Genomic DNA, 15,479 nt, shown 5'->3' on the forward strand with positions numbered 1-15,479 from the left:
TAAAAAATATTTTATAATATTGCATTATGTTATACATAATATATAATACAAATTTCACTAACTCAATTAAATTTTATTAGTATGAGAAACAAAAACTATTATATCATTTCGATGATATTGCTATTGTTTTTATGTCTGCCCTTAAGTACTTATGGACAAACAAAAACAATTACTGGAACTGTAACTTCGGCAAGCGACAGTCAACCACTACCAGGGGCAACTGTGCAGATTAAAGGGACAAGTACAGGTGAAACAACTGATTTTGATGGTAATTACTCCATTGAAGCGAATACAGGTGATATTCTTGTATTTAGTTTTGTTGGATATACCACACAAGAAGCAACTGTTGGAGCTGAGAATGTAATCAGCGTAGCATTGGCAGAAGATGTTAATGTGTTAACTGAAGTAGTTATTACTGGTTATGGTAAGCAAACAAGAGCTACCTTAACTACTTCTATTTCAAAATTGGACACAAGAATTTTAGAAACTTCAACCCGATCAAACGTTGGTTCTGCCCTTCAAGGAACGGTTGCTGGTCTAAGGGTTACCAATACTACGGGTCAACCAGGTTCTACACCGCAAATTATTTTGCGTGGTGGTACCAATTTTGGAAATGACGCACCGTTAATTTTAGTAGATGGTATTCCAAGTTCATTTTATGGATTAAATTCTGATGATATCGAATCTATTGAGGTTTTAAAAGATGCGGCAGCAACCGCTATTTATGGTGCAAGATCTGCTAATGGTGTTATTTTAGTGACCACCAAAACGGGTAAAGTAGGTAAAAGCTCAGTAAACTATAAATTCAGATATAGTTCAAACAAAGAAAGGGACGATCAAAAATATATTGGTGCTGAAGACCATATCAATTACAATAGACAATCTATAGCATGGTTTAGAGAGGTCACGAACAATCCCGGTGCATTTGGTGCTTTTTTAAATGGAAACCATAGTGCGGCAACGGGCAACAATACAACCAATGACCCTTTTACTACGCAATTGCTAACTCCTGACAATCAATATTTATTGAATCAACCCGGTTGGAAATCGATTCCCGATATTTTAGATCCGAGTCAAGAAATTTTGTTTTTTGATAATAAAGATGTCGGAGATCGAATTTACCAAGAAAGCTTATCAAAAGATCACTATATATCATTTGACGGCGGTAATGAAAAAGGTACGTATTATTTAGGTTTAGGAGCTTTGGATAATGACGGACTCATTTTAGGTTCAGGTTTTAAACGTTACTCAGGTAAGTTTAGTGGTTCTTACAATATCAAAGAGAATTTTAAAGTAAATTCAACTATTCTATATACTCACTCTAACTTAAGTAGAAGTCCTTTAGGTAGTGATAATACCGTGTTTAGAAGGTTTCAGGGGCAAGCATCTACTGCTAGAACGTATGATAGTAATGAAGACGGTACTTTTTCAGATGTTTATGCTGTTGGGCAAAACCAAGGTTTTGGTAACCCATTATATTATCAAGATAAATTTATCAGAAAGAATTTAGAACAACGCTTATCTGCTACTGTTGGTATTGAATGGAATATTCTTGATGATTTAACCTTTGCGTTAACGGGAAGCCATTTTACAATTAATAACCATAACGAGAACTTTAACAAAGCATATAGAGTAGGAAGTACCACGGGACCTTTAAGAACTGCTCGTCAGGCAAGCGTTGATCTCAATAGAACGTTAAGAAATCAATTAACAGGAACCTTAAATTATATTAAAAAGTTCGGAGATCATAATGTAAATGTTTTGATAGGTGCTGAATATTACAAGAATAACGGCTTCTTTTCTTCCGCAGGGACAAGAAATTCCCCAACGGATTTAATACAGACCTTAAATGCTGCACCAGAGGCAGATGGTGTTCCTACAAGTTCTGAATCGGAATATGTAATAACTTCTACTTTTGGTAGGTTACTATATGATTTTAACGATAGATACCTAGTCAGTCTTACCTACAGATATGATGGTTCATCAAGATTAGGGAATAACAAATTCGGCTTCTTCCCAGGAGTTTCTTTTGGATGGAATGCACATAACGAAAAATTCTTTGAAAATTCATCCTTAAGCAATACCATTTCCAAACTAAAACCAAGAATAAGTTATGGTGTTAACGGTAATCAAGATGTATTGAGTAACTATGGTGTTTTTGGTTCTTACGGAAGTAGAGGAGTCTATAACGGACAAACAGGTTATGGTAATACAAGCTTACCTACCTTAGACCTTAAATGGGAAAAAGCGACTACGTTAAACTTTGGTTTAGACCTATCTTTATTTAATGATAGATTGAGTTTTATAGCAGATGTTTATTCAAGGGATATAAAGGATAAATTAGCCACGCTAACACTTCCGTTTTATACAGGTTTTAGTGGAATATTGACCAATAACGGTACCTATAGAAACAAAGGTTTTGAATTAGAGATAAATGGTGATGTTATTAAAACCGACGATTTGAACTGGAATGTAGGGGCAACATTTACACAAAACAGAAATTATGTGGTAAAACTACCAGAGAATGATAATGATTTTAACCGTCAAGGTGGTAACCTTATTTGGAACTCTGAAACGGGACAGGACGAATGGGTAGGCGGTCTACAAGAAGGCAAACGTTACGGTGGTGACTTGATTGTCGCCTTCATTCAAGAGGATATTTACGATACCCAAGCTCAAGCCGATGCCGACAATGGAATTACCGATGAATTGATGCCTGGATTTAGTCGAAATCAACGATGGGCAGGAGATGTAAAATGGAAAGATGTAAATAACGATGGTATTATTAATGGTTCAGACAGAGAAGTGATTGGTAGAACAACACCAGACTTCGTTGGTGGTTTGTTTACCAACCTAAACTATAAAAGATTCAATTTATTCGTTAAAACGGATTTTGCTACGGGTCATTTGGTGTGGAACCATATTAAGAACAAGGGATATGGACAAACTCAGGGTAATTTGGCTCAACCTATTGAAGTGTTAGATTCATGGACACCTACCAATACAGATGCAGACCTACCACGTTTTGTATTTGTAAATGGTGCTAAAAATGTTTGGAGAGGTAGTGAAGGTAGAGGAAGTCTACAAGCAGCCGGTAACAACAAGTTCTGGGAAAAAGGAGACTATCTAGCGTTAAGAGAGGTAACCTTGAGCTACGATTTGCCAACTAATATTTTTAAAGACAAAATACAGAATCTAAGTGTTTATTTAACAGGTACTAATTTACACTATTTTAAAGGCTTTTCTGGAGATTCTCCAGAAGAGGGTGGAGTACAATATGGAACTTTTCCGGTACCAAAGACTTATACTGTTGGACTTAACTTAACATTTTAAATTTTAAGAAAATGAAAAAATATATTTACATAATTACAGCTTTAGTATTATTCAGTTCATGCGAAAGTGAATTGGATTTAACAAGCCCTAGTTCGTTAACTGCATCAGGATTTTGGGACACTGAAACTGGTGCAAGAACTGCACATACAGGCTTGTACGGAGATTTAAGAGGGTCATATGGTGCCTTTTGGCTATTAGGAGAAATGAGAAGTGATATTTGGGGTGGTCGCACCTATGAATCACCAGCAAACGAGTCGCTGATAGAATCTAATATAACAGTTTCAACAGCCCCTTTTTCAGGTTGGGCTGGACTGTATTCAAATATTCATAGAGTAAATGATTTCTTAATAAACGTACCCAATGTTACATTTGTAAACGAAGATGATAAGAGTCACATGTTAGGTCAAGCCTATGGCATAAGAGCGTTATATTATTACACTTTGTTAAAGACTTGGGGAGATGTACCCATTATTTTAGAACCATTGACTGATGTTGACCCCTCTTCTTTAAGTAAACCAAGGTCTCCGCAAAGTGAAGTAATTACATTGATAAAATCTGATATAGAAGCTTCTTTAAATGCTTTTGGAACAAATGAAGGTTTTTTTGATGGAGGTAATGTTTTTTGGTCTAAAGCGGCAACATTGGCGTTAAAAGGAGATGTTTTTATTTGGTCCGGTAACATGATGGGCGGTGGAGCAGCCGATTTTACCACTGCAAAAACGGCATTGGAGCAAATAGGAGGATTAGGTTTTGAACTAGCACCGACATTTAATGACCTTTGGGGTGCATCCAATGAGGGCAATAGCGAGTTTATTTTTGCTTTGGATTATGCACAAGATGAGGCCTCAAACCTTTACAACAGCTTAACAGGAAGAAGTACGGAAATTAACCCTCAGTTTGATGAGGACGGTAATTCAATGTCAGATTTTATTATAGCCGGTGCTAACCGTTACGGACAATCTGAAAAGACTATTTTATTACTAGATGATAATGACGATAGCCGAAAAGATGCAACCTTTATAAGGTTATATACTGATGGCAATGGTTACCCTACCTATAACGAACCTACCTATTTTGGTTCTATTTTTAATAAGTTCTTAGGTCGTGTTGATGGTTCTGAGCGAATATTTGATAGTAATACACCTATTTATAGATATGCGGATGTATTGTTAATGATTGCCGAAGCAAAAAATTTGTTGGGCGAAGATCCTTCAGGTGAAATTAATGCTGTTAGAATGAGAGCCTATGGTGCAAATTACGTAGTGGCAACGCATGAATATACTAATGGTTCTCAAACCGCCAATGCCAATGCTATTTTGAACGAGCGTTATAAAGAATTTATTGGTGAGGGCAAACGCTGGTGGGATTTACGTAGAGCAGGCAACGGATTTGTGATTGACGAAGTGCCATTTTTAAATGCGGGTGATGAGTTTAAATTGTTGTTGCCAATTTCTAATACTATGATAGGTAGAAACCCTTCATTAGATCAAACAACAGGGTGGTAAATGAGTAAATTTTTTATATAATATAATTTGAGTTAGTTTTGCAACTGTATTTTTTAATATACAGTTTATAAAAGAGAGTTGTCGCCACAACAACTCTCTTTTAAATTTAACCTAATTTTTATGCAAATCAAAAATCTTATAGCGGCAACGTATGCTCCTATGAACAAAGACCAATCGCTAAATTTAGAGGTTATCGCTTCTTATAAGGCGTTTTTAAAAAACAACAGCATAGCTGGTGCTTTTGTAAATGGTTCTACTGGCGATTTTGTATCATTAACCGTTCAAGAAAGGAAACTGATTGTCGAAGAATGGTCAAAATACCGTTCTGATGATTTTACATTGATTAATCATGTAGGCCATACTAGTTTAAAGGTTGCAAAGGAACTGACAGAACACTCATCAGATAAAGTAGATGCCATTGCCGCACTTGCACCATTTTACTTTAAACCAAAGACACTACAAAGTTTAGTCTTTTACTGTGAAGAAATAGCGAAGGAAGCTCCTCATTTGCCATTTTATTATTATCATATTCCAGTATTGACCGGAGTTGATTTTGATATGGTTGAGTTTTTACAACTGGTAGAAAAATTGATACCGAATTTCGCCGGCATCAAATTTACTGAGGATAATCTCCAAGCCTACCAAAACTGTGCTAATTATAACAATGGCAAATACAACATCCTTTTTGGGGTTGATGAAAAGAACTACGAAAGTAGAGCGTTCGAAGCCAAAGGATGGGTAGGTAGTACCTATAACCACCTTGCTCCGCTGTATTACAAAATTTCGGAACTTGTAGCGAGCAACAAACACTCTAAAGCAAAAGAGTTGCAGAAAAAAGCTGTTCGATTTGTTACCCTTTTGGACAGTTATGGCGGATTTAACGGTGTGGCCAAAGGTTTTATGAAAACGCTGGGCATCGATTGTGGCCCAAGCAGGTACCCTCATACTACTTTAACAGATACTGATTATGTCGGAATTCAAAAGGAGTTGGACGCGATTGGATTTGATGATCTTTTTAGCAAAAACTCCGAACTCATTACTCCAAATTCGAAAATTTGATTCACTAAGATTTGTAAAAAAACTCCAAACTCATCAACCAGAACTCCGAACTACATTCAGTACCCTCTCAAAATGTGGCTCTAAATGTTGTCGCATTGCAATTCTAAAAGTTTCGGGCGTACCTTTAATCAGTTCGTTTAAGATATCTCTATGGGTTATAAATTTACCTGAAGAATATTGAAAATTCCCTGCATTCTGTAACATATTTTCGTGCACGTAACGGAAAACCGGCAACAAAAGATCCTGAAAGCGTTTTAAGGTAGAATTTCCCGAAATCTCATAAAGCTTTCCATGAAAAGCAATTTCCAGATCTAACGTAAAAATAGTGGAATCACGCTGAAGCCCTTCTTCATTTGATACTATTTTTTCCAATTTTTCAATATCCTTTTCCGTTTTACGGGCAAACAGCAAATCTGCCATCCCCATCTCCAATATAAGTCGTAACTCAAAAATATCTTTTAGTGTTTCCTCGCCCAACAAATTCGATTTTATGGCTTTTTCGAAGTTTCCTATAATATCAGGCTGGGTTAACACCATGCCTTTATGCTTTTTAGAATCTATAATACCAATGGTTCTCAATCTTAATAAAGCCTCTCTTACCACAGTTCTGCTCACACCTAATGCCGCAGCAAATTCTAATTCTTTGGGAATGGAGTCACCGCTTTTTAACTTATTCTCTTTTATAAATTGCATTACACGAATCTCAACTTCATCAACCAAAGACATATTTTTTATTGGTGCAATTTTTAATTTTGTATTCATATAAAGTGATTATGGGTTAAATGTATAAAAAATATTCAAAAAATTAGCTTGTTTTTCGTATTTTCGTATTATGTAATACATATAAAAAATGAATCATAGTCTCTTATATAAAGACACTTTGTTGAACGATGTTATCCCTTTTTGGGAGAAACATTCCATTGACCAATTATACGGTGGTTATTTCACTTGTTTGGACAGAACGGGTAATGTTTATGATACCGATAAATTTGTGTGGCTGCAAGGGCGTCAGGCGTGGACATTCTCAATGTTGTACAATAATGTTGAGAAGAATGAAAATTGGCTCAACATTGCCAAAAACGGTATTGATTTTTTAAGAAAATACGGAATAGATGCCAAAGGCGATTTCTATTTTTCAACTACTCAAGACGGTAAACCTTTGGTCAAAGCCTATAATATTTTTTCAGATTGTTTTGCTGCAATGGCTTTTAGTCAGTATGCATTGGCCTCTGGTGATGATGAGGTCAAACAATTGGCGATAAAAACCTATTACAATATTCTGAAAAGGAAAGACAATCCCAAAGGACAGTATGAAAAAACTACAGACGCAAGACCTCTAAAAGGGTTTTCATTACCGATGATATTGTCCAATTTAGTGTTGGAGCTGGAAGCAGTTTTGCCGAAAGAAGAAGTTGAAAAAACCATCGATTTCAGTATTAAAGAGGTTATGGAAGTGTTTCTTGATAAGGATTCTGGGCTTATTTATGAATTTGTTCGTTCTGATGGTTCACATGAAGACAGTTTTAATGGTAGGTTATTAAATCCAGGTCATGGAATTGAAGCAATGTGGTTTATGATGGATATAGCGATTCGTAGAAATGATAAGAACTTAATAGAAATAGCTACACAGGTAATTCTGAATATTTTGGAATATAGTTGGGACAAAAAATACGGTGGTATTTTTTACTTTTTGGATGCTAAAGGCCATCCGCCGCAGCAATTGGAATGGGATCAAAAATTATGGTGGGTACATTTGGAGAGTTTGGTGGCTCTGTCTAAAGCCTATCAACTTACCAAAAACCCTGAAATAAAAAAATGGTACAACAAGGTGCACGAGTACTCTTGGGCCCGTTTTTCCGATCCGAAAAACGGGGAATGGTTCGGTTACCTGAACCGACAAGGTGAAGTTTTATTAGATTTAAAAGGAGGAAAATGGAAGGGTTGTTTTCATATACCTCGTGCCATGTATCAGTGTTGGAAAATTTTTGAACAAATAGAATTAGATAAAAATAATTAATTTTTATGGTTAATGAACCAAGACCTTATGTGCTAGCAGAAACCAATTGGAAAACGGTCAAGAAAGAGGCCTATTCTATAGCGGTATTACCTTGGGGAGCAACAGAAGCACACAATTATCATTTACCTTATGCTACCGACAATATTTTAGCAGAAAACGTTGCTATTGAGGCTACAAAGTTGGCTTGGGAAAGAGAGGTAAAGAGCATTGTTTTGCCAACAATTCCTTTTGGAGTAAATACTGGGCAACTAGATGTTCCGCTTTGTATAAACATGAATCCAAGTACGCAATATGCTGTTTTAAAGGATATTGTACAGGTTCTGAACAAACATGAAATTTTTAAATTGGTTATAGTTAATGCTCATGGAGGAAATCATTTTAAGCAAATGATACGGGAATTAAGTCTAGAATTCCCAAAGGTATTTATTTGTTCAATTAACTGGTGGCAAACTGCCGATGCCAACTCCTATTTTGATGAACCTGGAGACCATGCAGGTGAGCTGGAGACTTCTGCAATGCTATTTTTAAAACCTGAATTAGTGTTGCCATTAAGTGAAGCTGGTGATGGAAACGCCAAAAGATTCAAACTAAAAGGGCTACAAGAAGGTTGGGTCTCCGCTCAAAGACAATGGACAGCAGTAACTGAAGACACAGGTGTTGGAAATCCAAAACTATCCACAAAAGAAAAAGGAGAAACTTTTTTTAAAGTGACGACACAAGCAATAGGGGATTTTTTTGAAGAATTGCACCACGCAGATTTAGGAAATATGTATCAATAACAAATAAATTATGCCCACAATCAAAGATTTAGCAGATTATCATCAGTTACTTACTGATTTATTCAAACAGCCCCAATCACACGAAGATTGGGAACAATTCCGCTTAAGTGATGAGCAAGTTGCTCATTTTCATGAATATGGTTATGTGTCGGGAATTAAATTACTGGATGAAAATCAGGTTGATTTTTTAAATGAACAATTGGTTGAGGTCATGAACCCCAATCATCCAGCACATCATTTATTTTATGAATATCATAGTAATGAATCTAATGATCCTAATTCGGTTTTATTTCATTCTTTGGGGCATTGGCGTATTGCTAAAGGTTTTCATGATGTATTATGGAATCCTGCCTTTGTTATGGCTGCTCACCAATTACTTGAAAATAAACCCGTTCGCTTTTGGCACGATCAACTATTTTGTAAACCAGCAAAACACGGAGGTGTAGTGGCTTGGCATCAAGATTATTCATACTGGACACGCACCATTGCCATGCAGCATTTAACATGTTGGACTGGACTGGATGATGCAACTGTTGATAATGGATGTCTTCATTACATTCCTAAAAGTCATAAATGGGGATTATTGAAGGCCCCTGAACTTGCTGGAGACATGGAGGGACTTTTAAAATATCTAACAGAAGAACAAAAACAAGAGTTTGAACCTGTGCCTATTGAATTAAAAAGAGGATATGCTACCTTTCATCACCCTTTGATGGTTCATGGTTCCTATGAAAACAAGTCCGAAATAAGTAGAAGAGCTTTTGTTTTAAATGTCTTTGCAGATGGAACTATTAGTAATACCAATGATGAACTTTTACAGGGAGTACCGATAATACCAAAAGGCAAAAAAATGGAAGGTAAATTTTTCCCATTACTATATAGTTCTTAGACATAATTTTAATGAAGATTAACAGTAAATTACGTTTTTTCATCCTATTTGTTGCTACACAAATAGTTATGTCTAATGCCCAAACGATAAAAGTGGCTTGCATAGGCAATAGCGTTACTTATGGTGCGGGAATTGAAAATCGTGAACAAAATTCATATCCCGCTCAATTACAACAACTACTTGGGGAAACCTATCAAGTTGAAAATTTCGGTTTTAACGGTGCTACCATGCTCAAAAACGGACATAAACCCTATTGGGATAAAGAAGTTTTTCAAGAATCACAAGCGTTTTTGCCCAATATTGTCATAATTCATTTAGGATTAAACGATCAGGGAAATAACAACTGGCCAGAGCATAAAGATGAATTTGTAGCAGATTATTTGGAGATGATTACCATTTATCAAAACCTAGCATCAAAACCCAAAGTAATTATTTGTAAAATGACACCCACTTTTTCTGGGCATCATTGGTTTGAAGAAGGCATGCGTGAGAGTTTTAAGGAAATTCAAGCTAAAATCGAAAAAATAGCCGATTCCGCCAATGTACAGTTAATTGATTTGCATGAAAAATTGTACCTATTTCCAGAATATTTTCCAGACAATTTACATCCTACAAAAAAAGGAGCAGCAATTATTGCCCAACAGGCCTACAGTGCCATTACTGGCAATTTTGGCGGCCTACAATTACCCCTTTTATTTGGAGAAAAGATGGTTTTACAACGAAATAAACCGGTTAAAATTTCAGGAATTTCAAACGCTAATGATGACTTAAAAATAACGTTTAACGGACATAAAAAGTTAGTTCAAGTTCCTGATAACGGCAAATGGCAAGCTATTTTTCCTGTTATGAAAGCAGGAGGGCCGCATAAATTATCGATACAATCAAAATTATCTGAAGACATTACCATAAACGAAGTGTATATCGGTGAAGTTTGGTTGGCTTCGGGACAATCGAATATGGATTGGAGAGTCAATCAATCCAAACACGCTAAAACGGTGTTAATAGATTCGTTAAATGAGCGACTATTCCTGTTTTCCTTAGATCCGAAAGTACTAAAAGCAGGAAAATTAACACATGAAGAATTGAGTTTAATTAATGCTCAAGATTATTTTAAATCAATGGGTTGGTCAAACACAAATACAGAAATTATTGAGAATTTTTCGGCGGTTGCCTATGCTTTTGGGTATAATCTACAAAAAGAGTTAAACATACCAATCGGTATTGTTTGTAACGCAGTTGGCGGTGCTCCAACACAAAGCTATATAAGCAGAAGTACCATGGAACAAGACCATCAGAGCATTGATTTACTAAATGATACATGGTTAAATACCATGTCGGATGTTTGGGTGGCAAATAGAATGGTTGAAAATATTGCAGATAAGAACAAAAAAGGAGTTAGACACCCTTACGAACCGACTATTTTATTTGATGCAGGGATTGAACCTATAAAAAATTATCCTTTTAAAGGTGTAATTTGGTATCAAGGAGAATCAAATGCCGAACAAATCATGTTACACGAAAAACTCTTTAAAATGTTGGTTGAAGATTGGCGGAAACAGTTTAACAATCCTGAATTGCCTTTTTATTATGTGCAATTGAGCAGTATGGAAAGATTGGGCTGGGGAGCTTTTCGAGATTCACAACGCAGATTGTTGTCCATTCCTAATACAGGAATGGCAGTAAGTTCAGATGTTGGGCACAGAACAGACGTGCATCCTACGCAAAAATGGGTGGTTGGTAAAAGATTATCAAACATTGCTTTAGCCAAAACTTATGGTAAAAACATCGCCTTTTCTGGGCCATTATTGGATTATGTTAACGTACTTGGCGATAAACTTGAAGTTCATTTTCAATTTGGTGAAGGTCTAAAAACAAAGGATAACAAACCAGTTAAGGATATTGAAATTGCTGGTACAGATAGAGTTTTTAAGTCAGCTAAAAGCACAATAAAACATGATATTTTAGAAGTTTGGCATCCTCAAATAAAGAATCCAAGATATGTAAGGTATGGTTATAAACCATTTACAGAAGCTAATTTAGCTAATAAAAGTGGATTGCCAGCATCCACTTTTTCAAATTTGGTCGAGTAATGAATAAAAAACAGCTGTTTTACATATTATTTCTTGTTGGATTAATAAAAAGTTATGCTTTTCAGGTGGACTATGATTCGTTGGAAGCTAAATACCCTATAATTCCCACACCACAACAGATAGAATATGGCAGTTCAGAAACTCATTTTACAGCTTTTGCCATTGAAAATGGTGATTTTGATGTTGAAAGTGAATTGTTAAAATCCTTTTTAACGGTAAAAGGATTATCGCAAGATAGCGAAGGAATAAAAATAAAATTTATCCACAAAGAAATTGCAGAAAACACTAGCGATGAAGCCTATACATTAAGTATTGATGAGGGCATCACAATAACTGCAAAGACAAGCAAAGGAGCGTTTTATGCGGTTCAAACGCTAAAACAAGTTTTTAGACAAGGCAATGGTCATGGAATATTCCCACGCCTTACCATTACCGATTGGTCTGCCTTTAAAATAAGAGGATTAATGCACGATACAGGCAGAAATTTTCAATCCATCGCTCAATTGAAAGAACAAATTGAAGTTTTGGCCGTGTACAAATACAATATTTTTCATTGGCATTTAACAGACAATCCCGCTTGGCGATTGGCAAGTAAAATCTATCCTCAATTACAAAACGAGTCTACTTTTACACGCGGAAAAGGCGATTTTTATACACAAGAAGATTTTAAAGAACTCGTAACTTTTGCGGCAGCGAAACATATCACTATAATTCCCGAATTTGATATTCCCGGCCATACTGATGCATTTAGAACTGCTTTTGGTTTTGAAACCATGCGAGATAAAAAAGTAGAACCCGTACTTTTGGATTTATTTAAAGAATTGTTGAGCTTGACCGATGCTACAACTACACCGTATATTCACATTGGTACGGACGAGGTCAGAAACAGCTACGAATATGTTGATAATGAGCTGATTTTAAACATAATGGCTTTGCTCAAAAAACACGACAGGGAAGTTATTGTTTGGGAAGAAGGTATCAGAATAAAAGAAGATACTACATCCATTGGGCAATTATGGGCACAACATCCGCCAAGAAAAGGGCATCGTTTTATTGATTCTAGAGCTAATTACGTAAATCACCTTGATCCTTTTGCGGGAATGAGCCGTTTATTTTTTCAACAACCTACAAGACAAAAAACAGGTGATGACGAGGCATTAGGGGGCATTTTATGCGTTTGGCCTGATGATAAAGTAAGTGAGGAGAGAAATATTTTAAAGCACAATCCTGTGTATCCGGCCATCGTTTTTTATGCGGATGCTATTTGGAAAGGAAGAGACAAGGATTATCCTGAATATTGGGCAAAATTACCGCCAGTTGATAGCAAAGAATTTAAAAATTTTGCTGATTTTGAAAGTAAAGTTATTGCCCATAGAGACTTATTTTTTAAGGATAAGGAATTCCAATATGTTAAGCAAACAGATATCCAATGGAAAGTCATTGGCCCTTTTGACCATCGAGGAGATTTAGAATGGATGTTCCCTGTCGAAGATGGAATTAAAAATTCATATAAAATTGGGGATAAACTTTACAAGTGGTCCCAAAATATTGCGGGTGCAACCATTCATTTCAAACACTTTTTCGGTTTTCCTGCTTTGACGGATAAAATAAGTGGGACGTATTATGCCTATACCAACATCTATTCTTCAGAGCATAAAACACAAGATTTTTGGATAGGATTTCAAGGATGGTCACGTTCTGGAGGCAGAAGAGGAGGTCCTTTTCCCGATCAAGGGCAATGGCATACCACCAATCCAAAAATTTGGGTAAATGATGAAGAAATAGGACCACCCGTTTGGAAACAACCAGGTTTGGGAACAAACACCCATGAAATACCCTTTATTGATGAGGATTATTTTTATCGTGAACCTACAAAAATAGATCTAAAAAAAGGATGGAATAAGGTCTTAATAAAAATTCCGCATGGTGGCACTTCGTGGAAATGGATGTTTACCTGTGTTCCAGTAAATATTGATGTTAACGGAAATGTAAATGAAGTTCTGGACTTAAAATTTGACCCTACTTTAAGAACTTACTCAGACTATTATTACAATAAAAAAGAAGAGTTTGAAACTGAAAAAGATACTGAAGATGAAATCATATTTTTAGGAAATAGCATTACCGATGGCGGTAAATGGAAAGAGCTATTTCCAACTATTAATGCCATCAATCAAGGCATTAGCGGTGACGTAACAGATGGGATTTTGAATCGTATAGAAGCGGTAACGAAACTAAAACCCAAAAAGGTTTTTTTATTGATTGGTACGAACGATTTAGCGAGAGGAAAAACGGTAAATTATGTTGCCGAAAAAATTAGAGAAATAATTGAAGAAATACAAGTGCAATCACCGAGTACAATCATTTATGTGCAAACCATATTACCTGTAAACCTCGATGTTGGCAATAAGTTTAATGGTCATAAGAGTAATGGTGACAAAATTATACAACTAAACGAAAAATTAAAAATTATAACATCTAAAACAAATATCAATTACTTAAACATTCACAAGCCATTTTCAGATAAAAATGGCAATTTAAAAGCAAAATACACACATGACGGACTTCATTTGAATGAAAAAGGGTATTCGTTTTGGAAGAAAAGGTTAAAAAATCACATCAATTAAATTAATAAATTATGAAGAAAACACTCCTATTTGCCGTATTGATTACAAGTACAAGTCTTATTTCTTGTAATGCTCAAAAAGAAGCAACGAATCAAGAACCTAAAAAACTTAGTAAAGAATTAGTTTTTTCGGATTTATTTAACACCTCAATGGCGGATAGCGTAAATTGCTATCGTATTCCTGCCTTAGTTACCGCTCCAAATGGCGATTTAATCGCCGCTATTGATGAACGTGTGCCTTCTTGTGGTGATTTAAAATGGAGTAAAGAAATTAACATTGTTATTAGGCGCAGTACAGACAATGGTAAAACATGGTCAGGTATTGAACGCGTAATCGATTTTCCTTATGGGCAATCAGCTTCTGATCCTTCAATGATTGTAGATAATATAACCAATGAAATTTTTATGTTCTATAATTTTATGGACTTAGATAAAGAACTCAATGTTTATTATTTACATGTTACAAAAAGTTCAGATAATGGAAAAACATGGAGCGAACCCGAAGACATTACTTTACAAATTGCCAAACCAGAATGGCATAATGATTTTAAATTTATTACTTCTGGTCGAGGTATTCAAACCAAAGATGGACGATTATTACATTGCATGGTAAATTTAGACAGTGGTATGCATGTTTTTGGTAGTGACGACCATGGCAAAACTTGGTTCTTCATTGACAGTCCATTAAAACCTGCAAATGAATCAAAAATAATAGAATTGGTCGATGGTACTTTAATGGTAAATGCTAGAGTTAATAATAAGGAAGGGATGCGATATGTACACACCTCAACTGATAATGGAAACACTTGGACGACCAGAGCACAAACAGATTTGATTGATCCAGCATGTAATGCTAGCATTATCCGCTATACTTCAATTGAAGACGGTTATAAGAAAAATAGATTGTTGTTTTCAAATGCCAGTAGCAAAGACAAACGTGAAAACATGACCGTAAAAATAAGTTATGACGAAGGAAAAACTTGGTCAAAAGGAAAAACTATTTATCCTGGAAGTTCTGCATATTCAACGTTAACCGTGCTTAAAAATGGGGATATAGGGTTGTTGTTTGAAAAGGATAATCATACAGAAAACCCTTTTGTTAGCTTTTCGTTAGAATGGTTAACGGATGGAGAGGATAAGTTGGAAAAATAAGCAATTTGTACTTAAAATTTTTAGATTCTTCG

At 35.6% G+C, this 15,479-nt stretch carries 10 protein-coding genes; 9 read left to right on the top strand and 1 reads right to left on the bottom strand.

What is annotated here, in order from left to right:
• Nucleotides 1-81: 81 nt before the first annotated feature.
• The 3 genes from U5A88_RS14955 (at nucleotide 82) to U5A88_RS14965 (ending at nucleotide 5,897) form a co-directional block, all read left to right on the top strand.
• Complete coding sequence (locus tag U5A88_RS14955; protein WP_354207779.1) at nucleotides 82-3,333, top strand: SusC/RagA family TonB-linked outer membrane protein; 3,252 nt, start codon at nucleotides 82-84, stop codon at nucleotides 3,331-3,333.
• A gap of 11 nt (nucleotides 3,334-3,344) precedes the next feature.
• Nucleotides 3,345-4,838 (top strand): RagB/SusD family nutrient uptake outer membrane protein, encoded by a 1,494-nt coding sequence (locus tag U5A88_RS14960; RefSeq protein ID WP_354207781.1) that lies wholly within the window; start codon nucleotides 3,345-3,347, stop codon nucleotides 4,836-4,838.
• A 120-nt stretch (nucleotides 4,839-4,958) separates the two neighbouring features.
• Complete coding sequence (locus U5A88_RS14965) at nucleotides 4,959-5,897, top strand: dihydrodipicolinate synthase family protein (RefSeq protein ID WP_354207783.1); 939 nt, start codon at nucleotides 4,959-4,961, stop codon at nucleotides 5,895-5,897.
• A 33-nt stretch (nucleotides 5,898-5,930) separates the two neighbouring features.
• On the opposite strand, the gene U5A88_RS14970 is transcribed toward U5A88_RS14965, so the two are convergent.
• The gene (locus tag U5A88_RS14970; protein ID WP_354207785.1) at nucleotides 5,931-6,659 is read right to left on the bottom strand and encodes a FadR/GntR family transcriptional regulator; all 729 of its coding nucleotides are present in this window, start codon (nucleotides 6,657-6,659) and stop codon (nucleotides 5,931-5,933) included.
• Nucleotides 6,660-6,747: 88 nt separating this feature from the next.
• Here U5A88_RS14970 and U5A88_RS14975 point away from each other — a divergent pair, with 88 nt between their 5' ends.
• Genes U5A88_RS14975 through U5A88_RS15000 form a run of 6 tightly spaced genes read left to right on the top strand, consistent with a single transcriptional unit; the run spans nucleotide 6,748 to nucleotide 15,447 of the window.
• Nucleotides 6,748-7,914 (top strand): AGE family epimerase/isomerase, encoded by a 1,167-nt coding sequence (locus U5A88_RS14975; RefSeq protein WP_354207787.1) that lies wholly within the window; start codon nucleotides 6,748-6,750, stop codon nucleotides 7,912-7,914.
• 5 nt (nucleotides 7,915-7,919) lie between these two features.
• Nucleotides 7,920-8,693, top strand: a complete 774-nt coding sequence (locus tag U5A88_RS14980) for a creatininase family protein (protein ID WP_354207789.1) — start codon at nucleotides 7,920-7,922, stop codon at nucleotides 8,691-8,693.
• Nucleotides 8,694-8,703: 10 nt separating this feature from the next.
• Entirely contained in the window at nucleotides 8,704-9,582 is an 879-nt protein-coding gene (locus tag U5A88_RS14985; RefSeq protein WP_354207791.1) for a phytanoyl-CoA dioxygenase family protein, read from the top strand.
• 11 nt (nucleotides 9,583-9,593) lie between these two features.
• Complete coding sequence (locus U5A88_RS14990) at nucleotides 9,594-11,672, top strand: GDSL-type esterase/lipase family protein (RefSeq protein ID WP_354207792.1); 2,079 nt, start codon at nucleotides 9,594-9,596, stop codon at nucleotides 11,670-11,672.
• Nucleotides 11,672-14,296: a family 20 glycosylhydrolase gene (locus U5A88_RS14995; RefSeq protein WP_354207793.1), complete on the top strand. Its 2,625-nt coding sequence runs from the start codon at nucleotides 11,672-11,674 to the stop codon at nucleotides 14,294-14,296. Before U5A88_RS14990 ends, U5A88_RS14995 begins: the two co-directional genes overlap by 1 nt.
• An 11-nt stretch (nucleotides 14,297-14,307) precedes the next feature.
• Entirely contained in the window at nucleotides 14,308-15,447 is a 1,140-nt protein-coding gene (locus tag U5A88_RS15000) for a sialidase family protein (RefSeq protein WP_354207794.1), read from the top strand.
• The last annotated feature ends 32 nt before the right edge of the window (nucleotides 15,448-15,479 follow it).

Source organism: Aureibaculum sp. 2308TA14-22, from assembly GCF_040538665.1.
Lineage (GTDB): Bacteria > Bacteroidota > Bacteroidia > Flavobacteriales > Flavobacteriaceae > Aureibaculum.

What these genes read in the sequence shown, in the direction of transcription:
- U5A88_RS14995 (WP_354207793.1), top strand. Translation starts at nt 11,672, where the DNA reads ATGAATAAAAAACAGCTGTTTTACATATTATTTCTTGTTGGATTAATA.
- U5A88_RS15000 (WP_354207794.1), top strand. Translation starts at nt 14,308, where the DNA reads ATGAAGAAAACACTCCTATTTGCCGTATTGATTACAAGTACAAGTCTT.
- U5A88_RS14965 (WP_354207783.1), top strand. Translation starts at nt 4,959, where the DNA reads ATGCAAATCAAAAATCTTATAGCGGCAACGTATGCTCCTATGAACAAA.
- U5A88_RS14955 (WP_354207779.1), top strand. Translation starts at nt 82, where the DNA reads ATGAGAAACAAAAACTATTATATCATTTCGATGATATTGCTATTGTTT.
- U5A88_RS14985 (WP_354207791.1), top strand. Translation starts at nt 8,704, where the DNA reads ATGCCCACAATCAAAGATTTAGCAGATTATCATCAGTTACTTACTGAT.
- U5A88_RS14990 (WP_354207792.1), top strand. Translation starts at nt 9,594, where the DNA reads ATGAAGATTAACAGTAAATTACGTTTTTTCATCCTATTTGTTGCTACA.
- U5A88_RS14975 (WP_354207787.1), top strand. Translation starts at nt 6,748, where the DNA reads ATGAATCATAGTCTCTTATATAAAGACACTTTGTTGAACGATGTTATC.
- U5A88_RS14980 (WP_354207789.1), top strand. Translation starts at nt 7,920, where the DNA reads ATGGTTAATGAACCAAGACCTTATGTGCTAGCAGAAACCAATTGGAAA.
- U5A88_RS14970 (WP_354207785.1), bottom strand. Translation starts at nt 6,659, where the DNA reads ATGAATACAAAATTAAAAATTGCACCAATAAAAAATATGTCTTTGGTT.
- U5A88_RS14960 (WP_354207781.1), top strand. Translation starts at nt 3,345, where the DNA reads ATGAAAAAATATATTTACATAATTACAGCTTTAGTATTATTCAGTTCA.